This is a genomic window from Aquitalea aquatica (assembly GCF_013911085.1).
In the GTDB taxonomy this organism is placed as follows: Bacteria; Pseudomonadota; Gammaproteobacteria; order Burkholderiales; family Chromobacteriaceae; genus Aquitalea; species Aquitalea aquatica.
Genome location: NZ_JACERN010000026.1, coordinates 34,545 through 54,827, shown reverse-complemented (window position 1 = coordinate 54,827; position 20,283 = coordinate 34,545). Strand labels below are relative to the sequence as shown.

Here is a 20,283-nt window from a genome sequence, read left to right as displayed (position 1 = left end):
GCCTTCAGTCCAGTTGTAGTGGTGGCAAGCCATGCTGGGCACGTGCCCGATTACATGCTTCTTCGTACACACCGATGCTGGCACGTGCGCCAAATTCGCGACAAGGTGACGGCCGCTCACTATAGATGCCGCAGCTGACCGACTCTCCCACCCGGCCGATCAGGGCAATGCAGCGCGGGCGGGCATAATCTGTGCCACGCATGCGTACGGTGCTGCGGGTTTCCTCATCGGCCAATCGCGCCGGCACCCAGCCACCCGGCTCACTATCCAGTTCGGAATGATGAAAGCTGACACGAAATGCCGCGCAACAGGCACCGCAGCGTTGGCATATGTTTTGCTCAGATGAAGACATGACGATGGAAAACAGAAAATTCAAGTGGCCACAGTATGCCTGTAAGCTGGAGGAAATTCAGCAGCCTTGCGAGCCTTGCATGCCTACCTTGCTTTCTACTCTCTGCCCCGGCAGCCACTGGCCCGACTACCGGGGCGGCAGCTTGCTCAATCTGATCGCCAGTCTGTCGACCGAACTGGGTGGTCCACAGACCGATATAGCGGGACTCTACCAGCCATGGCTGGCGGGCATTGGCCGGCATCGCCATGTAGTATTGATCCTGATCGACGGGCTGGGCAGCCGGCAACTAGCAGAGCTGGGACCACACAGCCATTTGCACCGACACCAGCTCACCACGCTGACTTCGGTTTTCCCTGCCACCACCGCAGCGGCGATTACCAGCCTGATGACCGGCCAGTCCTCCGCCAGCCATGGTCTGGTGGGTTGGCATCTGTACAGCGATAGTGGCAGCAATGCTCCAGCAGAAATCGTCGCACCGCTACCGCTCACCGTGCGCCATCCGGCCGACAGCGCGTCCACTCCGCAGCAACTAGCCGAACACTTGCTGGTGTGCCCGCCCTTGCTGCCACAATTTGGCCGGCGGGTGCAGATAATGCAACCGCACTACATCGCCGACTCGCCCTACAGCCTGCACCATGCGGGCTCGGCCCATCGCCGCAGTTATCGCAGCATAGACGAGGCTTTCAAGCTGCTGGCCCTCAGTCTGCAAACGGCATCCGCACCATGTTTTCATTATCTCTATCTGCCGCAACTGGATAGCCTGATGCACCGTCACGGCACGCAAAACGGTGCAGTTCGTGCGCTATTCGCCCAGATTGACCAAGGATTCTCCAGCCTGGCCGCCATTGCCGAGCAGACGGATTGCGCCCTGCTGGTCACAGCGGATCATGGCTTTGTCGACACACCACGTCAGCGGCAGATCAGCCTGGACGAAGCGTTTCCCGCGCTGTACGCCATGCTGGACCAACCCTTGTCCGGCGAACGCCGCGCTGTGTTTTGCCATCTCAGGCCCGGTTTGCAGGAGCGCTTCATCAGCCTGGCACAACAGCAGATAGGCCATGCCTACTGGGTGATCGAGAGTACGCAGCTGCTGGCTGGCGGCGCCTTCGGCCCTGGCCCGCAGCATCCGCAACTGGCGCAGCGGATTGGTGAGGTCTGCCTGCTGGCCAAGGACGACTGGAGTATTCGCGATACGCTGCCTCAGGAAAAACCGCTATACCTGCCCGGCCAGCACGGCGGCGTGACCGCAGCAGAAATGACCGTGCCACTCATCGTGCGCCTACCCCGGAAGGATTAGCGCCCATCCTTCCTGTGGCGAATACCATTGGCAGGAGTCCACAACGCACAATGGGGCATGACAAAGCCGAATCTTCCCTTGGTCTATGCCTGTTCCGGCTGCTCCAGTGCTGCCCAGATGGCTAACGATCTTGCCCTGCGACTGGACTGCGCAGGATTAGCCGAGATGTCCTGCATCGCCGGTGTAGGGGGAGGTGTGGCCGCACTGGTCAGACTGGCCCAATCCGGCCGGCCAGTGCTGGCATTGGATGGCTGCAAACTGGCCTGTGTACAGGCATGTCTGCAGCAGATCGACGTCACGGCAGACCGCACGCTGTTACTGTCAGAGCTAGGGGTCATCAAGCGCAAGCACCAGGCTTACGCGGCAGAACAGGCCGAGGAAATCTGGCCCATGCTCAGCACTCTGGCCAATAGCCTGACCAAGGCATCATCAGAATAAACCGCTTTGTTGCTGTTGCTGCTGCAGGCTGGCCAGTTCGTCGGCAAACTGCTGTTCCAGCTCGCGCAATTGCTGGCGATTGACATGCACCGGCATGATGGCACGGGAGACCGGCTGCAATTGACCCAGCACCACGTGTTCGTAGCTGAGGGCGGTCACGTCGTCGGCAGCTGGCCGCTCATGCCGTACGCCCATGCGGTTGAGGTAGATGGTTTCAGCCTCGATACGGAAAAATGCTGCAGGCTGCTCCAGCACTTGGCACACCACATCCAGTATGCCGCTCAGTTCGGCCAGGCCAGCCAGCGGCTGCAACTGCTGCTGCAACGCGGCTTCCCGCTGGCGCAAACCTGGCTCATCCGCTGGCAGGCTTGCCGCGCCGGAAGAGACATTGCCGGTGGCATCAATCACCTTGCCGCCGCCGCGTGAAAGCGTCAGCAGTTTCAGTTGCACCTGCTCCAACTCGCTTTGCAGATCCAGGCGCATCTGCTGCATCAAGCGCAGACGTCGGCCAATGACGGCCACCAACACCGCCAGCCCGCGCTGACTGACGTTTTGTTGCAAGTCTTCCTGATTTGCCGAGGGGTCCATCAAGCGGTGCTGATCGAAACTGACCACCAGCTGTGCCACATCGCTACGCACTTCTCCGTTGAACTCGGTCATACCGAAACGGGCCGTCTCGCTGCGGTTCATGCTCATCATGGCCCAGGCATCGTCCCCCTTGCTGGCCGACAGGAAAAAGTCTTCCAGTGCGGAGCTACTCTTGAGGAACAGCAACAGGCTGAGCGGGCTGGAAAACAGCAGGCCAAGGCGCCGGTCGGTCGCGAAACCGCGCAAGGACAACTCGACCGGCTCAATGCGCTGCCAAGGCAGGCTGGCCAGATAGTCCAGCGAACGCCGCATGCCGGGCAGCAAGCGCTGCTGATAGCCAGACAACAGCCGCAAACGGGCATCGCTGCCATCCACCACGGCCTCAATGGCCTGCAACAAGGTGGCCTTGCGCTGCCGGGACGCCGCATCCAGCTCCAGTTTTTGCCATAGCCAATCGAACATCGGCAGACTCCCTTCACAACAAACTACAGGCCAGACCAAGGCCTGCAGTAGCGGATTATGATCATGCTCCCGCACATTCAGGATTTTTGCCTGCTGCGGCACAGGCGGGAAGAAGCGGCGCAGACAGCCAGAACATCAGCCCGCCCAATACCGCAGGCCGAGCAGAGCGGCCTGATACAGCATGCCAGGATTTTACCGGTGTGCTGTAGCGCAGCATCAAACTTGTGGCGAACTGCCTTGCAAAATCTCTTGCAAGGCCGCCAGCGTCTGCACAGCGAATACCACCGGCAGCACATGCGTGCCACCATCGATGGTAATCAGCGGCGCATCCAGCAGCAGGGCCAGCCGCTGGCCAATATCCAGTGGGAAAATCTCGTCCTGTGAGCCCCAGACAATGGCAACCGGCATGGTCAGTGGCTGGCTATGGCGCTCCAGATGCTGTTGCTGGCGAGTCGCCAGTTCCTGCATCAGCGCGCGCAACTGCGGCGCGCGGTCACGGTAATAGAATTGCCAGACATCCTTCAGCAAGAACTGCGGCGCACGGGCCAGCGGGCTTCCCACCATTGCCATCATGCGCGCCACGCCCTGTGGATCGTCCGGCACAAACAGCTGCTCGGCTGACGCCACCTGAGCACGTAGCAGCAAATCTTGCTGATCCTCCGGGGTATACACCATGCCAGGTGAAGCCATGATCACCAGCTGCGACACCTGCTGCGGCAAACGCCGCGCCAGCTCCAGCGCAACAAAGCCGCCGTAGGACAAGCCCACCAGCTGTACGGGGCCGCTGATACGAGCACGAATCAGTGCCTCCAGCGCGTCAGCCTGCGCCAGCAGCGAAGGGGCTGTAGCGGCATGGCTGCGGCCGAACCACAGCAAGTCTGGCACCAGCACATGGTGACGCCGGACCAGCCCGGCCATCACCCGCCCCCAACTAGCCGGACCATCCCCGCCGAAACCGTGAATCAGCAACACGCTGCTGCCCTGCCCGCCCTCCAGAAAGGCCAGTTCACCCTGCTCCAGCGACAAGCGACGGCTGTGAAAGCCGGCCAGTCGCAAATAAATCCGCACCATATACTGGCCGGTAGCAGAAGGAAAACAGCAGGCCAGTACCACGGCTGCAAGCAACAACAAGAGAATGAGATAGGCGTTCATGCTAGTGATGATGTCATGCCCTCCTTACAAATCCAAGTCAGCCGCACCATGCAAAACGGCGACCATTCCGTCGCCGTGTTTGCCCGACACCTGTCGTCGCTCAGAACATTTCGTCATCACGCAGGTAACGCCATTGCCCGGTCGGCAAATTGCCCAGTTTGATGGTGCCGATGCGGATACGCTTCAGCCCCACCACGCGCAAGCCTACCAGCTCGCACATGCGGCGAATCTGGCGCTTCTTGCCTTCGCGCAGGATAAAGCGCAACTGGTCTTCGTTCTGCCAGGCAACTTCAGCCGGCTTCAGTGCCTCGCCATCCAGCGACAGACCATGATTGAGCAGGGCCAGGCCACGCTCGTCCAGCTCCCCGGTCACACGGACCAGGTATTCCTTTTCCACCTCGGAGTTCTCGCCGATGATGTGCTTGGCGACACGACCATCCTGCGTCAGCACCAGCAGGCCGACCGAATCGATATCCAGCCGCCCGGCCGGAGCCAGACCACGCAGATGGGCAGGAATGAAGCGCTTCTTGCTGGGGTCTTCTGTCCAGTGATTGTCTGGCTTCACCAACGTTACCGCCGGTTGATAACCCTTTTCTGCCTGGCCGGAGACATAGCCCATCGGCTTGTTCAGCAGGATGGTGACGCGGGAAGCTTGCGCATCCTGCGCCTTCTTCAGTACTTCGATGGTGTTGTGCGGCAGCACTTTCTGGCCAAGCACGGCCACTTCGCCGTCTACCTTGACCCAGCCTTGCTCGATATAGCTGTCCGCCTCACGACGGGAACAGATGCCCAGCTCGGCCATACGCTTGGAAAGGCGCACGGGTTCCATTGGATAATCCTGTAATAAAAAAAGCGGGTAGCACCGGGTGTCATGCCGCCACGGGCCATTCCCGTTCGCTGCATGCCGCCATCGGCACAGCCGCTGTTGATCTGCCGCCATTGTAGGGGATAGACCGGCGACTGACCATGATTTACGCGGATTCAGCCTGACACCACCATGGCTGAGCACTGGCGGCAGCGTCATTCCGACATCAGACATGATGCAAAAAAAGAATAACCGAGGATGACAGCGGACAAGAAAATGCCCGGTGAGTCGGGGAGGATTCACCGGGCCGAGGTATAGCCAATACTGAAGAGGAACAAAAGCCAGAGGTACTTCAACAACAAGCAAAAATAAGGTTGGCAGGTACTACAGGAGATCCAATAAGTACGGGCACTGCCAACAGAGCTAACTTTAGTCGCTGTTTACACTTTTAACCATCCGTAAAAATCCGTAGTCAAAACCACATTACTTGGCGGCCGACAGTTCTGTCGGCGGGCGTGGAGTGGCAGCAACCGTGCCACGGCTGAGCGAACCGAGCACAATACCCGAGAAAATAGCAGCCAAGCCAGCCACATGATACCAACGCAAATCCTCCCCCAGCAGCAGGATGGACTGCAGCGCACCGAAGGCCGGCATCAGATAGAGAAAAGCCGCTGCCTTGGCCGCGCCCACCTGGGCAATGGCGCGGTTGTACATCAGGAAGGCCAGCACCGACGGGAAAACACCCAGATACAGCAAACAGCCCATGATGGGGCCGGACAGCAGATGAAAACCTCCGGCCTGCCAGGTTTCCGCCACAAAAGCCGGCAGTAGTATCGCTTCGCCCACCAGCAACAGCACCATCATCATGACTAGCGGGTCCAGCCCCGGCAACAAGGTACGCAGACCAAGCGTATACACCGCCCAGCACAGTCCGGCAGCCAGTACCAGCAGATCACCGTGACTGAACTGAAAATGGCTCATACCCAGCAGATTTTCCTTCAGCACGATCAGCAAGGCCCCTGCCAGTGCCAGGCCCATGCCAGCCCACTGACGCCGGCTCAGCCGCTGCCGGAAGTACAGCGAGCCCAGTACCAGCACCATCATCGGCGTGGCGCTGTTGAGAATGACCGCATTGGTGGCCGTGGTGCTACGCACAGCAACATAGACCAGCGTATTGGTCAGCCCGATACCGAACACGCCCAGTAGCAGCAGCTTTTGCCACTGCAGCCTCAACAAAGGCCAGGCCAGGCCCGGGCCAGCCGAGGCAAGCCAAACGGCAACAGGCAGAGCAAGGCGATGGCCCAGCGGCCGAAGGCCAGCCCGAAAGGACCGATCTGGCCATGAATGGCACGGGCAATGACAAAGTTGGTCGACCACAGCAACATGGTGAGTACCAACAGCAGATAAGCCACGCGGGAAGACTGGGAACTTGAACGGGACATGATGATGTAGCGAGATGGGTAATGGCAGAAATTCTACCCAAACAAACTTAAACAATATTGCCATTTAAAATATTAAAATAAATTAATAGTGCTTATTTTTTTAAATATATAGATTTTAATTTTACAATAATAAAAATACTCGCAATCGTAGGCAACCACTCCTTCTTGGAGCAAGAAGCAGAAGAAGCTATGCTATCCGGATTGCATAGCCCGGTGGTCTCCATGGCATTTTTCCCTGAATACGAAAACCTCGACGGCATCGCTCTGGCCGCCCTGCTGCAAAAGGGTGAGATCAGCACTGCCGATTTATTGCGCGCCGCCCAAGAGCGGATGGATTTGCACAATCCGGCGGTCAATGCCGTGCTGCTGCGCCTGGATGAACAAGCGGCCCGCCAGCTACAACGCGCGGGTGCCAGCCCCTTGGCCGGCCTGCCTATCCTGATCAAGGACTTGCAGGCCGACATCCAGGGCTGTCCCACGCGCAGCGGTAGCCGATTGTTCCAGGATCATGTCGCCACCGAGGATAGTGAACTGATCCGTCGTTACCGCCAGGCCGGGCTGATTTTCGCCGGCAAGACCACCACGCCGGAGTTTGGCCTTTATCCCTATACCGAATCCAGGCTCAGCGGTACCACCCGCAACCCCTGGGACAACAGCCGGACTTGTGGCGGCTCCAGCGGTGGCTCGGCGGCAGCCGTGGCAACCGGTATGGTACCCATTGCCCATGGTGGCGACGGTGGCGGTTCCATCCGCATCCCGGCATCCAACTGCGGGCTGTTTGGTCTGAAGCCCAGCCGTGGCCGCTCGCCCTGCGGCCCGCACACTTCCGAACTGTGGCAAGGCTATGCCAGCGAACACGCCTTGACCCGCAGCGTGCGCGACAGTGCGGCCATGCTGGACATCCTGTGCAAGGGCTTTGACGCGGGCGATGCCTATCATTGCCCGCTGCCGGAAACCTCGTTTCTGGCCAGCCTGCAACAACCCATCGGCAAGCTGCGCATTGCCTTTACCCGCCAGCCGTTTCTAGGTGGCAAGCTGCATGCCGATGGCGAGGCTGCGCTCAGTCACAGCCTGCGCCTGCTGCGCGATCTGGGCCATGAAGTGGAAGAGGCCCACCCGGCGCTGGGCAGCGCTGAGGAAATGTGCCATGCGATGCTGGTGATGATTTGCGGCGAACTGGCCTGCCTGATGCGCAACAGCCAGCGGCTATGTGGACGCAAGGCTGATTTCCGTCTGGTTGAAGCCGACAGCTGGACGCTGGCCCGTTACGGCGAGCTGCTGTCGGCGGGCGAATTTGCCTGGATGCGTGACTTTGCCCTGCGCCAGGGCCGCATCATGCAGGCATTCCATCAGCGCTACGATGTGTTGGTGACGCCGGTACTGAATCAGCCACCGGCAGCTATCGGCGCACTGGCCACCTCGCGCTTTGAACAATCCCTGTCCACGCTGTTGCTGGGGCATCTGGGCTGGGACTGGACGCTGAAGCTAAGCCGTCTGGTACCAGAGCATTCACGCAAGCTGATGGAATACATCGGCTGGACCATTCCCTTCAATATGAGCGGCCAGCCGGCAATGAGCGTGCCACTGTTCTGGAATGAGGCCAATCTGCCCATCGGCACGCAAATGGTGGCAGCTTACGGCAAGGAGGCCCTGCTGCTGCAACTGGCGGCACAACTGGAACAGACGCAGCCCTGGTTCCAGCGCCGTCCGCCACGACAACAGGGCTAGCCTGCAGTCGCTCGCAGCCAGTCCGGGTGGGCTGCCAGGGCATCGGCAATCTGGCGGCTCACGCTATCCAGCAGCACCTGCTGCGCCACCACCAAGGCCGCCTGTTCGCTGCCGCTTACTGGCTGGCGCTGGCTGAAATAGCCTTGCAGCACTGGTGCAGCCTGGCCATGCCGGACAATACGCCAGGCGGCAGTCAGCAATGCGCCCTGCCCCGGCTGCAAGCGGAACTCGCGCACATCCAGCTGCAAGGTCAGATCGGCCCGCGCCAGACTCAGTTGCGGCGCGGCATAGACACCCGACAACCCCAATTGGCGCGACACATTGAGCGCCAGCGCCTGCGTCAGCAGCCGTGACAGGCTGGCCGTCCAGTAGTCGCGCTCCTGGATCTGCGGCTGTCCCTGACGGTCTTCCAACAGCAATTGCGGCCGGTCCACACTGGCGGGCAGGCTGACCGCCTCCACCAGGATCACCGCACCAGCCTGCGGCACGCCCTGTGCGGGCAGGCCAGCCTGCAACTGATAGTAATGCAGCGGGGCCGAGCTGCAGCCGGCCAGCACCAGCCCCAGTAGCAGGCCACTTGCGGTACGGATAAGGGTGTTCTTGCTCATGGTTTGCTTTCCTGCTTGCCACGGATCAGCGCTTCCGGGTGGCGGTCCAGATAATCACTCAACGCGCGGAAGCTGCGTGCGGTGTCGCTGACTTCCTGTGCGGCCTTGCGTACGTCCTGCTGCAGCGGCGAATTGGCTTGCAGGGTCTGGTTGGCGGCATCCAGCGTGCGCTGCAACTGCTGCAGCGTTTGCAGAGTTTGCGGGACCACCTTGCCATCCAGGCTTTCGCCCAGCTGGCGGGTGGCGGCCAGTGTGGCATGCAGCTCCTTGATGGTGCCGTCCAGCTCCTTGCCGATACTGTCGAACGGCACCTTGTCCAGCTTGCGGGCAATACGTTGCAGCACGCCCTGCAGCTCTTCCAGATCGCCCGGAATGGTGGGCAGCACATCCATACCCTGGCCGTGTTCCAGCCGTGCTGGTTTGGCGTCTCGGAAGAAATCCAGTGCCACGTACAGCTGGCCGGTCAGCAGACTGCCGGAGCGCAGTTGTGCGCGCATGCCGTGCTCCACCATTTTTTCCAGTTTCAGCTGATGCAGCCTGGCTTCGTCCAGATTGCGCGACATGCTCAGCAAACGGCTGGGGTAGATGCGGATATCCACCAGCATGTTGAAGTCTTTGCGTGGCGCATCATATTCCATGCTGATACTGGTGACTTCGCCAATGATGATGCCGCGGAAGTCCACGGGAGCGCCCACGGCGAGGCCACGTACCGATTGCTGGAATTTCAATTGCAGCGGCACGACCTCATGATCGGGCGACTGCATCGCCTGATCGCGGGTATTGGACAGGGAGAAGGTGCTACTGGCCGCGGCCGGCTTGCTCTCTTGCACGCTGGTCGGGGTTTCGAATGCCACCCCGCCCAGCATGATGGCGCTAAGCGACTGGGTATTCACTTTAAGGCCATTGGCCGAGACCGACAGATCCACTCCGCTGGCGTGCCAGAAACGACTGTCATCGGTGACAAAGTGATCATACGGCGCGTTGATGAACACGGTGATATCAACGCTGCGGCCCTTCTTGTCCAACTGGTAAGCCACCACCTGGCCCACCGGCACCCGTCGAAAATAGACTGGCGCGCCGATGTCCAGCGACCCCAGCTCCGTGGCCTTGAGGACAAACTGGCGGCCGGGCAGATCGCCGGTGAGAATCGGCGGCACTTCCAGTCCGGTAAAGTGCTGGCTCATCTCGCTGCTCTTGCCCGCATCCATACCGACATAGGCGCCGGACAACAGCGTACCCAGACCGGACACGCTGCCACCGGCGATACGCGGCCGCACGATCCAGAAACGGCTGTCGCGCGCCAGAAAGCGCTCGGCCTCCTTGCTCAGTTGAGCGGTGGCTTCGATATTCTTGCTATCCGGGCTGATGCGTACCGCAGTGACTTCGCCGATTTCCACATCCTTGTACTTGATGCGGGTCTTGCCAGCCTCCAGCCCCTCACCACTGCGGAAGGTAATGGTAATGGTCGGCCCGCGCGACAGAATAGCCTGCACCGCCAGATAGCCACCAATCAAGGCCGCCACCAGCGGAATCAGCCAGACCAGCGAAGGTGACCAGCGGCTGGGGCGGTTGGGGTCGGCCACCGCCAATGGCACGGCATCTGGCTGGACGGGCAGACCTTCATCCGCGGTCTGCGCTATGTGCTTGTCACTCATCATCATCCTCGAAAACATCCCAGATCAGTCTGGGATCAAAATACATGGCCGACAACATGGTCAGTACCACCACGGCACCAAAGGCAATCGCCCCCGGCCCGGCCTTGATGGTGGCCAGCGACTGCAACTGCACCAGTGCCACCAGCAGGCCAACGACATAAATATCCAGCATCGACCACGGCCCCACCACTTCCAGCAAGCGATACAAGCGGGTGCGCTGGCGTGGTGCCCAACGCGAGCGCCAGTGCACGGTGAGCAGCAGCAGCAGCATGGACAGAATCTTCAATAAGGGCACCAGTACGCTGGCAATGAACACCACCAGCGCCAGTGGCCAGGAACCACCCTGCCATAGATACACTACCCCGCTCATGATGGTGTCGCGCTGGGTACCCGACAGCATGTCGGTGAGCATGATGGGTAGCAGATTAGCCGGGATATAGCAGATTATCGCAGCGATCAGGAAGGCCCAGGCATATTGCAGGCTGTGCGGCTTGCGTCGGTGCAGTGCTGCGCCACAGCGCGGGCAATGCCAGGCTGACTGTTGCGCAGCAGCCGGCAGGCGGCATAACAGATTGCAGCCGTGACAGCTCCACAAACCGTGGCGGGCAGCGGTCTTCAGCGGGTAGCGCGGCATGCCTGATAGCGCTCCCATAGCAAGCCGGCATCAAAACGGCTGGCGCTGCCCGCCAACAGCAGAATAAGGGCGAAAAACGACCACAGGCCGATGCCGGGATGCACAGCAGCCATGTGGGCCAGCTTGACCAGCGACACCAGCACACCCAGCAAAAAAACCTCGACCATGCCCCAGGGATGCAGGATGCGCACCAGGCGCATCACGGCGGCAAAGCCACGCGGTGCATGCCCCAGTGTCAGCGGCAGCAACAGATAGAGCAGGCAGAGCAGCTCCAGACCAGGCAGCAACACGCCCGTCAGCAGGATAAGCAGCGCCACCGGCTGCATCTGCTGCTGCGCCAGCTGCCAGGCGGTGCCAAGCAAGGTGGTGGCGGTGCGTACACCGCCGGCTTCCAGCCCGACTACGGGGAAGACATTGGCCAGAATGAATACCAGCAGGCCGGCCAGCACAAGCGCCAGCGAAGTGGCCGGCTGATAGCTGGGGCCGGGCAACAAGCGGCAGCCGCAGCGGGCACAGCAGACACCGTAAGCAGCATGTGCGGGCGCGGTCTGCAGCAGATCGCACTCGTGGCAGGCCAGCACCGGAGAATCTGCTTGGGAAGCGAGAGAGTTCATCATGGCTGGCTATTGTACAAGCGGCCATGCGGGGCCGACAGCCCGGCCGGCAAGCTCGGCCTTGCGCTGTGCGGTGAAATGCCACCACGGCAGGGCCTGATCCTGCTGCAGGTAATGGGTGACCGCGATAAAAACATCCAGCACGCAAGGATCATGCCGCTTGCCGGTTTGCTGGCACAGGGCCAGGTAAAGCGCATAGGGATCAGCCTGGCGCAGTGATTGCGGGCTGTCATACCCCAGCAAGTACAAATCCGCTGCCATGGCCGGCCCGACATTAGGCAATTGCAATAAATTAACGGCCTCGCTGGCTGGCGGGCAGCGTGCAGGGTGCATGCCTGTTCTCCTCACGATAATGCCGATATCTTAAAACAACAGCGGCTGCTTGGACGGCTTGCGGAGCAGATTTTCTTATCCTGCCTCAAGGAGGCCTACCGTCGGACTGCGACAAAATCCTGGCTTCACTCCCTCAAGCCGGAAGATCAACGTGACTACACTATCCCCTCAACTGAATACCAGCTATCTGTTTGATGCTCGCGGTATTGCCAAGCGCTTTCGCCACGCTGCCATTTTTGCGGCACTGGAAAGCCTGCACGATGGCGATATCATGCGCTTTGTCAACGATCACGATCCGCTGCCGCTGCTGGAGCAGATTGCCCAGCGCTATGCACAGCAGATCAGCTATCGCTATGTTGACCGCTTGCCGGAGATGATCGTGATCGAATTCCAGATCAGCCTGGGTCAACAGCAGGAAGCTGCGCCAGCCAACGCCGGTGGTTGCGGCGGTGGCGGCGGCGGTTGTGGCTGCTCCGGCCAGTAATACCCGCATCGACAAGCTGCGTCCAAGCGGCATGACAATGGCTGTTGCAGGGTCTGCGCATTTATCCGGCCTGACTCTGTAACAGATTGTTATAAAACCACCACCGCAACGTGGCATATAAAACATTTTAAAAACAGATAATTAGAATAAATATTGCGCACAGAAATACCATGATCATTATCAGGTAAACGCTTTTCAATACTTGCTAACATTTCACTGCTTGTCGGTTTTACCCAGCCCTTACTAGACTGCCGCCACTTACACAGTGGATTAGCGAATCATGCAAATGAACAAATGGATTTCGGTGATTGCCCTCAGCCTGGCCGCTACGGCAGCCCAGGCTGGCTCGACAACAGATGCGATTCTTGGTGGTGCAGTGGGCGGTGCCGCAGGCGCTGCGGTGGGTAATGCGGTAGGTGGCCGCAACGGCGCCATCATTGGCAGCGCAGTAGGCGGCGCCACCGGCGTGGCCATCACCACCAAGAATCAGCACGAAGACCGACCGGCAGCACCGGCACGTGATGAAGGACGCCGCCATCACCGCCATCATCACCATGATAATGGTCGTCATCGCGGCTGGGACAAGCACGACTGAGTCTCTCCCGTACGCAACAAGACAAAAAAAGACCACGCCGTTACGCGTGGTCTTTTTTCGCCCGGCCGGCATGCCAGGCTCAGCCATGCAGCCAGGGTTGCAGCATGTCCCAGGCCAGCTTGCCGATCAGCACCGTGGTCAGCAACAGAAACAGGATACGGACGAAGCCAGCGCCCTTTTTCATGGCTACCCAGGAGCCGGTCATCGCGCCCAGCACATTGAAGCCGGCCATGGGAATGGCGTACTGGAACAGCACATTGCCGGTGGGAATGAAAAAGGCCAGTGCCGCCACATTGGTGGTGAGATTGACCACCTTGGCCGCGGCCGAGGCATGCAGAAAGTCAAAGGCGAAAAAGCGGATGAACAGGAAGATCAGGAAGCTGCCGGTACCCGGTCCGAACAGGCCATCATAAAAACCGATGGCCCCGCCAATGGCCATGCCCACCGCCATTTCGCGCCGCCCTATCGTCACCGGCTTGTGCAGTTTGCCAAAGTCCTTTTTCCACAAAGTATACATGGCCATCAGCACCAACAGTACCAATACCAGCGGGCGGATCACCGACTTGGGAATGGCATTGACCGTAGCCGCCCCGGCAAAGGACATGATGAAGGCAGTGATGGCGGCTGGAATCACCAGCTTCCATGGCAGGCGTACCCGCTGCAGATAAGACCGCGTTGCCGACAAGGTGCCCACCGCCGATGACATCTTGTTGGTGCCAAACAGCGTGGCTGCCGAGTACTGCGGCAGGAAGTTGAACAGCGCCGGCGTCTGGATCAGACCACCACCACCCACGGCCGCATCGATCAGACCGGCCATGAAAGAAAAAAAACACAAAAACCCCAAGGTCAACAACATGACTGCCTCCTGATAATGCAGCCATTGTAGGGCTTGCCCTGGCTGCATGCTTGCAATACCGTATTGCAATTTCTGCAATCAAGGCCAAATCAATGAAGCTGTTATGGGAGCTGCAGGTATTCTGCGCCGTGGTGGAACGCAAGAGCTTCGTCTCGGCGGCGCGTCAGCTGGGCACCTCACCCAGTACCGCCACCCGCGCCGTCCAGGCGCTGGAGGAAAGCCTGGGCAGCAGCCTGCTGGCCCGCTCGCAAAAACAGGTCAGCCTGACCATGGCCGGCGAAGCCTATTACGATACCGCACGCCAGATGCTGCAATTACAGGAAGAAGTGGAAGACGACCTGGCGGCGCTGGGCAGCACGCCACGCGGTTGGCTGCGCTTTTCTGCACCAGAGGTGATGGCCAGCCATTTCCTGCCTGCCATCCTGCAGCAGCTGGCGGAACACAATCCGCAACTGCGGTTTGACATCCTGTACAGCGACACCATTCTGGAGCCTATCCGCGAAAAGCTGGACTTCAGCATTCGTGGTGCCTATCCCGCCTCCAGCGAGCTGATCGGCTTTCCGCTATGGCCTTATCAACGCCGGCTATATGCCAGCCCGGCCTATGTTGCCAGTCGCGGCCTGCCGCTACAGCCAGAAGAGCTGACCGATCACGCCATCCTGATTCATGCTGCGCCGCGCATCCTGAAAGCCTGGAATTTCGTCTCGGATACCCATCAGGTCAGCCTCAACCTGAATGCCAGTCATCGGGTGAGTTCCGGCAATGCCGTGCTGCAGGCAGCGCTGGCCGGCTGGGGCATAGCCCGCATGGGTGACTGGCTGGCCGAACCGCTGGTGGCCAGTGGCCACCTGACACGGCTGTGCCCTGACTACCGCATCGTGTCCAGCCGCGGCGAAGATGCGCAGATGCATGCGGTATTTGCCAGCCGGCGCATTCCGCGCAAGGCCAGACTGGTGCTGGATGCCATCCGCAACACAGCCCAGGCGGCCGGTTTTGGCCACCACCCAGCACCATGACGCATGCAAAAGGGCCGGCATGGCCGGCCCTGCTCACTGCAGCAGACTACACGCGGCTTACATGGCTGCGCGGTAGATGGCGCAGATTTCTTCATGCGTGGCTTGTACCGGATTGGTAAAGCCACAAGCATCCTTCAAGGCATTGGTGGCCAGTACCGGGATATCTTGCTCTTTCACGCCCAGCTGGGTCAGACCGGCCGGAATGCCCACCTTGGCCGCCAGAGTGCGGATAGCCTGAATCGCCTCCTCCGCACTGGCTTTCACCCCCAGCGCCACACCGACATCCGCCAGCCGCGCAGCCGCCACCTTGCTGTTGAACACTTGCACGTGCGGCAGCAGCACTGCATTGCACACGCCGTGCGGCAGGTCGTAAAAACCGCCCAACTGGTGCGCCATCGCATGCACATAACCCAGCGAGGCATTGTTGAAAGCCATGCCGGCGAGGAACTGGGCATAGGCCATTTGTTCACGCGCTTCCATATCCTGGCCGTTTTCCACGGCACGCGGCAGAAAGGCGACGATCAGGCTGATGGCCTTGAGCGCGCAGGCATCGGTAATCGGCGTGGCAATAGTCGACACATAAGCCTCGACGGCATGGGTGAGCGCATCCATGCCGGTGGCAGCGGTCAGCGAAGGCGGCATGCCGGCCATGGTTTCCGGGTCGTTTACCGACAGGATAGGCGTGGTGTGCTTGTCGACAATGGCCATCTTGATGTGGCGCGACTCGTCGGTGATGATGCAGAAGCGGGTCATTTCGCTGGCGGTGCCGGCCGTGGTATTGATGGCCACCAGCGGCAGCTGCGGCTTGGCCGACTTGTCCACGCCCTCGTAGTCCTGAATCTTGCCGCCATTGACGGCGACCAGGGCAATACCCTTGGCACAGTCGTGCGGCGAACCGCCACCCAGCGAAATCACCACATCACACTGTTTTTCCTTGAGCAAGGCCAGGCCGGCATTGACATTGGCGCAGGTCGGATTGGGATGCACGCCGTCAAATACCACGGACTGGATATCCGCCGCAGCCAGCAGCGTGCTGACTTTCGCCGCCAGACCGGTCTTGACCAGACCGGCATCGGTCACGATCAGCGCACGTTTGAAACCCTGCGCCTGCATGCTGTCGACTGCCTGTTGCAGACAGCCCGCTCCCATCAGATTGACGGAAGGAATGAAGAATGCACTGATGGCCATGATGATCTCCTCGTGGTGGGTTCAAGCTTTGTCATCATCTTGGCACGACAGTGGAATGGCATATTGCGGCAGATCAAGCGCCCTAACTTGTAGTGCCAGCACTACAAACTCGCCGCAGAACAAGGGCTTGCTGGCCTGAAACTGCAGCAAAGGTGCGCTCCGACAGCCATCGGTAGATAATCGCTTTTTTACACCCTGCCAGAGCTTGCCATGCAGATTCTGTCCGCCCACGACTATCCTGCCACCCCCTGGAAAAATGGCGGCGGCATGACCCGCCAGGTAGTGATTTCACCGCCCGGCTCCACACTGGACAACTTCGACTACCGCATCAGCATCGCCAGCGTAGCCAGTGACGGCGACTTCTCCCACTTTCCCGGCATCGATCGCCAGCTATTGCTGCTACAGGGAGCGGCCTTGCTACTGCAACGCGAGGACGGTAGCGAAGTACGGCTGGATACCTTCAGCCTGCCACTGGCTTTTACTGGCGAGGAAAACATCAGCAGTCGGCTGACAGAAGGCCCGGTCACCGATTTCAATGTCATGACCCGGCGCGGCCGCTATCTGCAGCAAGTAGAGGACTTCACCCTGGACGGCGAACGCCAGCTGCAAAGTGATGATGAAATCTTGCTGGTATTGCTGGCTGCCGGCGCCGAGCTGGAAATCAGCCGTGAAGATGGCCGCAGCTGTCGCCTGCTGCCACAGGACGCGCTGCTGCAACAGCTGGCCATCGGCCTGACACTGCGTAGCAGCGCGGCGGCACGGGTAATCGTGGTAAGGCTGAACCGACTGTCTGCCACATGAATTACCTGGCACACCTGCATCTGGCGCCAGATGACGCCACTGCCCGTGTCGGCAATCTGCTGGGGGATTTCATCAAGCCAGCCCACGCCGGCCACCTGCCGCAGGCTCTGCAACAAGGCATGGCCCTGCATCGCTGGATCGACAGCCATACCGACCAGCACCCGCTGGTATTGCAGAGCAAGCTGCGCATCGCCCCACAACGCCGCCGCTATGCCGGCATCCTGGTGGATATTTTTTACGATCATTTTCTGGCGCGGCACTGGGATCAATTTTCTGCCATGCCACTGGCCACGTTTACCCACCGCAGCTATGCCGAACTGCAGCAGCACCGCCAATGGCTGCCACCGCGTCTACTCGACATCCTGCCGCGCATGCAGTCAGAAGACTGGCTACTGTCCTACGCTGAGGTGGACGGCATCGCGGCGGTGCTATGTGGTTTTTCCCGCCATCGCATTCAGCGCGCCAATCCGGTTGCCGCCGGTATCGAGGATCTGCTGCTGCACCATGCGGCACTGGAGCAGGACTTTCTCGCCTTCTACCCGCAGTTGCAGCAGGCGCTACGCGACATGCAGGCTAGCGATGCAGCAGATTGGCATTACTCTGAATCAGCTCGACAAACAGCTGCTCCACCCCTTCCCACATGATCTGCACCCCCAGACACATCAGGATGAAGGCTGAAAGCCGCAGGAACACCACCGAGCCCGTCTGACCCAGATAGCCCAGCAGCTTGTCGGCATGGCGGTAGCACATATACACGAGTACAGACAGCGACAGCACAGCCGCCAGACTGGCCATGGGCACCAGCATGTACTTGATCATCGGCTTGCCGGTTACTGTCAGCGATGCACCCACGGTAATCGAGACCGAAATCGAACCCGGCCCCACCGTCAGCGGAAAGGTCAGCGGGTAAAAAGCCCGCTGCTTGAGCTCGTCGCGGTTTTCCTGCCGCACCGGCTCACTGGAAGGTTGGGTACTCTCGGCCGGGCTGTCATTCAGCATGCGCCAGGCTGCCAGCGAAATGAGCAGGCCGCCAGACAGTTGCACCACCGGCAACGACACACCGAAAAACTCCAGCACAAAACTGCCGACATACATGCTGCCCAGCAGCAGCAAGAAACAGTACATGGCAATACGGCGCGCCAGGAAAGCCCGCTGCTGCTTGCTGTTGCGTGCTGTCATGGAAATGAAGATGGGCACCAGTCCGGGGGGATTGATGATGGGCAGCAAGGCTGCCAGCACAAACAAATACTTGCTGAAAAACAGTGACATCAAGGCCATATTATTGTTCTCCGGGTATGCACCCTCAATGCGGTGGTGGGGTCTGCCAGTGTCGGCCGAATGCGGCGATTGTAGCTTGCCGCCGGCGCAGACACACCATTGCGGGACAGCAGGCGGCTACAGCATCGGCACACACGACAACGGCCCGGTCAAACCGGGCCGTTGCAGGGCATGCAAGACCAGCGATCAGCCGGTAGTTTGCTGCGCCAGTTGACCATCAGCCAGCTCGTCGCGCTTGAGTTGGGCATGCGCCTCGGCCAGTGCGATCTTGTCCAGCGGGATCAGCTTGCTGCCATGCTTCCATTTGTAGCCCAGCCACAGCAACAGGAACAGCGGAATGCCGATATAAGTGGCGATAATGCCGTTCCAGTCCACCTTGGCACTGGTGAAGGCTGCATAGTTCTGCCCCAGCATGATCAGCATGCACAGTGCAAAGGCAAACAGCGGCCCCAGCGGAAACCAGCGCGCCTTGTAAGGCAGATCGGCCAGATCATAACCCTGCTTTACATAGGCGCGGCGGAAGCGGTAATGACAGATGGCAATGCCCAACCAGGCAATGAAACCGGTCATGCCGGAAGAGTTCAGCAGCCACAGATAGACCGCGTTGCTCTCAAACAGCGAAGTCAGAAAGCACAACCCGGCAATCACCGTGGTGGCATACAAGGCATTGCGCGGCACGCCGCTGCTCGACAGCTGGCCGAACCAGGCCGGTGCCATCTTGTTCTTGGCCATCACATACAGCATGCGGGTAGAGGCATACATGCCGGAATTGCCGGCCGACAGAATAGCCGACAGGATGACCGCGTTCATCAGACTGGCCGACAAGGCCAGACCGGCACGGCTGAATACCAGCGTGAAGGGGCTGGCACCCACGTCCTGCACGTCGTTCTTCAACAGCATGGGATCGTTATACGGCAGGATGAAGCCGATGATCAGAATGGACAGCATGTAAAACATCAGGATGCGCCAGAAAATCTGCTTCACCGCACGCGGAATGGTCTTGGCCGGATGGCTGGACTCCCCCGCCGCCACGCCGATCAGCTCGGTTCCCTGGAAAGAGAAACCGACAATCATCGACACGCTGACAAAGGCCGCCATGCCACCGACAAAGGGCCCATCGCCGTGCACAAACACATTCAGCCCCGGCGCATAACGGCTGTTATCCGGATGGAACATGATGCCCCAGATCATCATGAAACCCACGATGATGAAGGCAATGATGGTGACCACCTTGAGCATGGAGCACCAGAACTCCGCCTCACCAAAGCCCTTCACCGAGAAATAATTGAGGGCAAAGATGATGGCCAGGAACAGCGCACTCCACACCACTCCCGGCACGTGCGGCAACCAGTAGTGCATCACAATGGATGCGGCGGCCAGTTCCACTGCAATGGTTACTGCCCAGTTATACCAATAGTTCCAACCCTGGGCGAAACCAAAGGAGTGATCAACAAAACGCGAACCATACACCTGGAAAGAGCCGGAAACCGGCATGAAAGCCGCCATCTCGCCCAGGCTGGTCATCAGGAAATACACCATCAGCCCGATCAGAGCATATGACAGCAAGGCGCCGCCAGGGCCGGAAGTGGCTACCGTGGCCCCCGAGGCCAGAAACAGCCCGGTGCCGATGGAGCCGCCAATGGCGATCATGGACAGGTGGCGCGCCTGCAGGCTGCGCCGAAGTCCTTCGCCCTCTCGATTATTTTCCATAGTCTGTCCCTACTGCAGAGTTTCCAACTTGTGCTCCCGATGTCTGAGGCAAAATATCAGCAAAGGGTAATGATCAAAACCGTACAGGATGTCAGTAGATAACAGAATAATCCAGCTCATTTTTGTATTGAATTGTAAGAATATGAATAATGAATTTTCTTTTAATGACAAAAATCAAGTAATTGTCACTCACCACCCCACGCCAGTGCAGTAGACAAGGGCATCCAGCCCAGATCGCATACATGCC

General features: G+C 59.6%; 23 protein-coding genes. 8 read left to right on the top strand and 15 right to left on the bottom strand.

Annotated elements, in window-relative coordinates; translation table 11 throughout:
- Positions 1-4 precede the first annotated feature (4 nt).
- Entirely contained in the window at positions 5-352 is a 348-nt protein-coding gene (locus H2Z84_RS09825; protein ID WP_181835841.1) for a YkgJ family cysteine cluster protein, read from the bottom strand.
- A gap of 79 nt (positions 353-431) precedes the next feature.
- Between H2Z84_RS09825 and H2Z84_RS09820 the strand changes: the two genes are divergently transcribed.
- The gene (locus H2Z84_RS09820) at positions 432-1,649 is read left to right on the top strand and encodes an alkaline phosphatase family protein (RefSeq protein WP_181835840.1); all 1,218 of its coding nucleotides are present in this window, start codon (positions 432-434) and stop codon (positions 1,647-1,649) included.
- 57 nt (positions 1,650-1,706) lie between these two features.
- On the top strand, positions 1,707-2,087 hold the full coding sequence (locus H2Z84_RS09815) for a putative zinc-binding protein (RefSeq protein WP_181835839.1): 381 nt from the start codon (positions 1,707-1,709) through the stop codon (positions 2,085-2,087).
- On the opposite strand, the gene H2Z84_RS09810 is transcribed toward H2Z84_RS09815, so the two are convergent.
- The 5 genes from H2Z84_RS09810 to H2Z84_RS09790 form a co-directional block, all read right to left on the bottom strand.
- Positions 2,079-3,137: a hypothetical protein gene (locus H2Z84_RS09810; protein ID WP_181835838.1), complete on the bottom strand. Its 1,059-nt coding sequence runs from the start codon at positions 3,135-3,137 to the stop codon at positions 2,079-2,081. The two genes, H2Z84_RS09815 and H2Z84_RS09810, sit on opposite strands and share 9 nt — an antisense overlap.
- A 216-nt stretch (positions 3,138-3,353) precedes the next feature.
- Positions 3,354-4,289 carry an alpha/beta fold hydrolase gene (locus H2Z84_RS09805; RefSeq protein ID WP_181835837.1) on the bottom strand — a complete coding sequence of 312 codons (936 nt, stop codon included), beginning with the start codon at positions 4,287-4,289 and terminating at the stop codon, positions 3,354-3,356.
- A 100-nt stretch (positions 4,290-4,389) separates the two neighbouring features.
- Positions 4,390-5,118: a pseudouridine synthase gene (locus tag H2Z84_RS09800; protein ID WP_181835836.1), complete on the bottom strand. Its 729-nt coding sequence runs from the start codon at positions 5,116-5,118 to the stop codon at positions 4,390-4,392.
- 459 nt (positions 5,119-5,577) lie between these two features.
- Positions 5,578-6,327, bottom strand: coding sequence for a DMT family transporter (locus H2Z84_RS09795; RefSeq protein ID WP_181835835.1), 750 nt, complete (start codon positions 6,325-6,327; stop codon positions 5,578-5,580).
- Positions 6,324-6,536, bottom strand: a complete 213-nt coding sequence (locus H2Z84_RS09790; RefSeq protein WP_181835834.1) for an EamA family transporter — start codon at positions 6,534-6,536, stop codon at positions 6,324-6,326. The genes H2Z84_RS09795 and H2Z84_RS09790 overlap by 4 nt, the downstream gene beginning before the upstream one ends.
- Before the next feature lie 222 nt (positions 6,537-6,758).
- Between H2Z84_RS09790 and H2Z84_RS09785 the strand changes: the two genes are divergently transcribed.
- Complete coding sequence (locus H2Z84_RS09785; RefSeq protein WP_181835833.1) at positions 6,759-8,264, top strand: amidase; 1,506 nt, start codon at positions 6,759-6,761, stop codon at positions 8,262-8,264.
- Here the strand turns inward: H2Z84_RS09785 and H2Z84_RS09780 are convergent.
- The 5 genes from H2Z84_RS09780 to H2Z84_RS09760 are packed head-to-tail and all read right to left on the bottom strand — an operon-like array spanning position 8,261 to position 12,108.
- Complete coding sequence (locus H2Z84_RS09780; protein WP_181835832.1) at positions 8,261-8,872, bottom strand: PqiC family protein; 612 nt, start codon at positions 8,870-8,872, stop codon at positions 8,261-8,263. The two genes, H2Z84_RS09785 and H2Z84_RS09780, sit on opposite strands and share 4 nt — an antisense overlap.
- Complete coding sequence (locus H2Z84_RS09775) at positions 8,869-10,527, bottom strand: PqiB family protein (protein ID WP_181835831.1); 1,659 nt, start codon at positions 10,525-10,527, stop codon at positions 8,869-8,871. The genes H2Z84_RS09780 and H2Z84_RS09775 overlap by 4 nt, the downstream gene beginning before the upstream one ends.
- The gene (locus H2Z84_RS09770) at positions 10,520-11,161 is read right to left on the bottom strand and encodes a paraquat-inducible protein A (protein WP_181835830.1); all 642 of its coding nucleotides are present in this window, start codon (positions 11,159-11,161) and stop codon (positions 10,520-10,522) included. The genes H2Z84_RS09775 and H2Z84_RS09770 overlap by 8 nt, the downstream gene beginning before the upstream one ends.
- On the bottom strand, positions 11,143-11,778 hold the full coding sequence (locus H2Z84_RS09765) for a paraquat-inducible protein A (RefSeq protein ID WP_181835829.1): 636 nt from the start codon (positions 11,776-11,778) through the stop codon (positions 11,143-11,145). The genes H2Z84_RS09770 and H2Z84_RS09765 overlap by 19 nt, the downstream gene beginning before the upstream one ends.
- 6 nt (positions 11,779-11,784) lie before the next feature.
- On the bottom strand, positions 11,785-12,108 hold the full coding sequence (locus H2Z84_RS09760; RefSeq protein WP_181835828.1) for a helix-hairpin-helix domain-containing protein: 324 nt from the start codon (positions 12,106-12,108) through the stop codon (positions 11,785-11,787).
- Positions 12,109-12,259: 151 nt separating this feature from the next.
- Here H2Z84_RS09760 and H2Z84_RS09755 point away from each other — a divergent pair, with 151 nt between their 5' ends.
- Both H2Z84_RS09755 and H2Z84_RS09750 read left to right on the top strand, forming a co-directional pair.
- A complete protein-coding gene (locus tag H2Z84_RS09755; protein ID WP_181835827.1) occupies positions 12,260-12,592 on the top strand; it encodes a DUF2249 domain-containing protein in 333 nt (110 codons plus the stop codon).
- A 280-nt stretch (positions 12,593-12,872) separates the two neighbouring features.
- The gene (locus H2Z84_RS09750) at positions 12,873-13,187 is read left to right on the top strand and encodes a YMGG-like glycine zipper-containing protein (RefSeq protein ID WP_181835826.1); all 315 of its coding nucleotides are present in this window, start codon (positions 12,873-12,875) and stop codon (positions 13,185-13,187) included.
- Between the two features lie 79 nt (positions 13,188-13,266).
- Here H2Z84_RS09750 and H2Z84_RS09745 read toward each other — a convergent pair whose 3' ends face one another.
- The gene (locus H2Z84_RS09745; RefSeq protein WP_199052548.1) at positions 13,267-14,043 is read right to left on the bottom strand and encodes a sulfite exporter TauE/SafE family protein; all 777 of its coding nucleotides are present in this window, start codon (positions 14,041-14,043) and stop codon (positions 13,267-13,269) included.
- Between the two features lie 92 nt (positions 14,044-14,135).
- Between H2Z84_RS09745 and H2Z84_RS09740 the strand changes: the two genes are divergently transcribed.
- Positions 14,136-15,059, top strand: a complete 924-nt coding sequence (locus tag H2Z84_RS09740) for a LysR family transcriptional regulator (protein ID WP_181835825.1) — start codon at positions 14,136-14,138, stop codon at positions 15,057-15,059.
- Between the two features lie 57 nt (positions 15,060-15,116).
- Here the strand turns inward: H2Z84_RS09740 and yiaY are convergent, their stop codons facing one another.
- Positions 15,117-16,247 (bottom strand): L-threonine dehydrogenase, encoded by a 1,131-nt coding sequence (gene yiaY, locus H2Z84_RS09735; RefSeq protein ID WP_181835824.1) that lies wholly within the window; start codon positions 16,245-16,247, stop codon positions 15,117-15,119.
- A gap of 210 nt (positions 16,248-16,457) precedes the next feature.
- Between yiaY and H2Z84_RS09730 the strand changes: the two genes are divergently transcribed.
- Together H2Z84_RS09730 and H2Z84_RS09725 are read left to right on the top strand one after the other, a co-directional pair.
- Positions 16,458-17,048, top strand: a complete 591-nt coding sequence (locus tag H2Z84_RS09730; protein ID WP_181835823.1) for a HutD/Ves family protein — start codon at positions 16,458-16,460, stop codon at positions 17,046-17,048.
- On the top strand, positions 17,045-17,692 hold the full coding sequence (locus tag H2Z84_RS09725; protein WP_181835822.1) for an acyl carrier protein phosphodiesterase: 648 nt from the start codon (positions 17,045-17,047) through the stop codon (positions 17,690-17,692). The genes H2Z84_RS09730 and H2Z84_RS09725 overlap by 4 nt, the downstream gene beginning before the upstream one ends.
- On the opposite strand, the gene H2Z84_RS09720 is transcribed toward H2Z84_RS09725, so the two are convergent.
- Both H2Z84_RS09720 and H2Z84_RS09715 read right to left on the bottom strand, forming a co-directional pair.
- Positions 17,622-18,326, bottom strand: coding sequence for a MarC family protein (locus H2Z84_RS09720; protein WP_181835821.1), 705 nt, complete (start codon positions 18,324-18,326; stop codon positions 17,622-17,624). The genes H2Z84_RS09725 and H2Z84_RS09720 overlap by 71 nt on opposite strands.
- A gap of 186 nt (positions 18,327-18,512) precedes the next feature.
- The gene (locus H2Z84_RS09715) at positions 18,513-20,036 is read right to left on the bottom strand and encodes an amino acid permease (protein WP_181835820.1); all 1,524 of its coding nucleotides are present in this window, start codon (positions 20,034-20,036) and stop codon (positions 18,513-18,515) included.
- Positions 20,037-20,283: the final 247 nt, after the last annotated feature.

Coding starts and splice junctions, on each gene's coding strand:
- H2Z84_RS09825 (WP_181835841.1), bottom strand. CDS start 352: ATGTCTTCATCTGAGCAAAACATATGCCAACGCTGCGGTGCCTGTTGC.
- H2Z84_RS09820 (WP_181835840.1), top strand. CDS start 432: ATGCCTACCTTGCTTTCTACTCTCTGCCCCGGCAGCCACTGGCCCGAC.
- H2Z84_RS09815 (WP_181835839.1), top strand. CDS start 1,707: ATGACAAAGCCGAATCTTCCCTTGGTCTATGCCTGTTCCGGCTGCTCC.
- H2Z84_RS09810 (WP_181835838.1), bottom strand. CDS start 3,137: ATGTTCGATTGGCTATGGCAAAAACTGGAGCTGGATGCGGCGTCCCGG.
- H2Z84_RS09805 (WP_181835837.1), bottom strand. CDS start 4,289: ATGAACGCCTATCTCATTCTCTTGTTGTTGCTTGCAGCCGTGGTACTG.
- H2Z84_RS09800 (WP_181835836.1), bottom strand. CDS start 5,118: ATGGAACCCGTGCGCCTTTCCAAGCGTATGGCCGAGCTGGGCATCTGT.
- H2Z84_RS09790 (WP_181835834.1), bottom strand. CDS start 6,536: ATGTCCCGTTCAAGTTCCCAGTCTTCCCGCGTGGCTTATCTGCTGTTG.
- H2Z84_RS09785 (WP_181835833.1), top strand. CDS start 6,759: ATGGCATTTTTCCCTGAATACGAAAACCTCGACGGCATCGCTCTGGCC.
- H2Z84_RS09780 (WP_181835832.1), bottom strand. CDS start 8,872: ATGAGCAAGAACACCCTTATCCGTACCGCAAGTGGCCTGCTACTGGGG.
- H2Z84_RS09775 (WP_181835831.1), bottom strand. CDS start 10,527: ATGAGTGACAAGCACATAGCGCAGACCGCGGATGAAGGTCTGCCCGTC.
- H2Z84_RS09770 (WP_181835830.1), bottom strand. CDS start 11,161: ATGCCGCGCTACCCGCTGAAGACCGCTGCCCGCCACGGTTTGTGGAGC.
- H2Z84_RS09765 (WP_181835829.1), bottom strand. CDS start 11,778: ATGATGAACTCTCTCGCTTCCCAAGCAGATTCTCCGGTGCTGGCCTGC.
- H2Z84_RS09760 (WP_181835828.1), bottom strand. CDS start 12,108: ATGCACCCTGCACGCTGCCCGCCAGCCAGCGAGGCCGTTAATTTATTG.
- H2Z84_RS09750 (WP_181835826.1), top strand. CDS start 12,873: ATGCAAATGAACAAATGGATTTCGGTGATTGCCCTCAGCCTGGCCGCT.
- H2Z84_RS09745 (WP_199052548.1), bottom strand. CDS start 14,043: ATGTTGTTGACCTTGGGGTTTTTGTGTTTTTTTTCTTTCATGGCCGGT.
- H2Z84_RS09740 (WP_181835825.1), top strand. CDS start 14,136: ATGAAGCTGTTATGGGAGCTGCAGGTATTCTGCGCCGTGGTGGAACGC.
- yiaY (WP_181835824.1), bottom strand. CDS start 16,247: ATGGCCATCAGTGCATTCTTCATTCCTTCCGTCAATCTGATGGGAGCG.
- H2Z84_RS09730 (WP_181835823.1), top strand. CDS start 16,458: ATGCAGATTCTGTCCGCCCACGACTATCCTGCCACCCCCTGGAAAAAT.
- H2Z84_RS09725 (WP_181835822.1), top strand. CDS start 17,045: ATGAATTACCTGGCACACCTGCATCTGGCGCCAGATGACGCCACTGCC.
- H2Z84_RS09720 (WP_181835821.1), bottom strand. CDS start 18,326: ATGGCCTTGATGTCACTGTTTTTCAGCAAGTATTTGTTTGTGCTGGCA.
- H2Z84_RS09715 (WP_181835820.1), bottom strand. CDS start 20,036: ATGGAAAATAATCGAGAGGGCGAAGGACTTCGGCGCAGCCTGCAGGCG.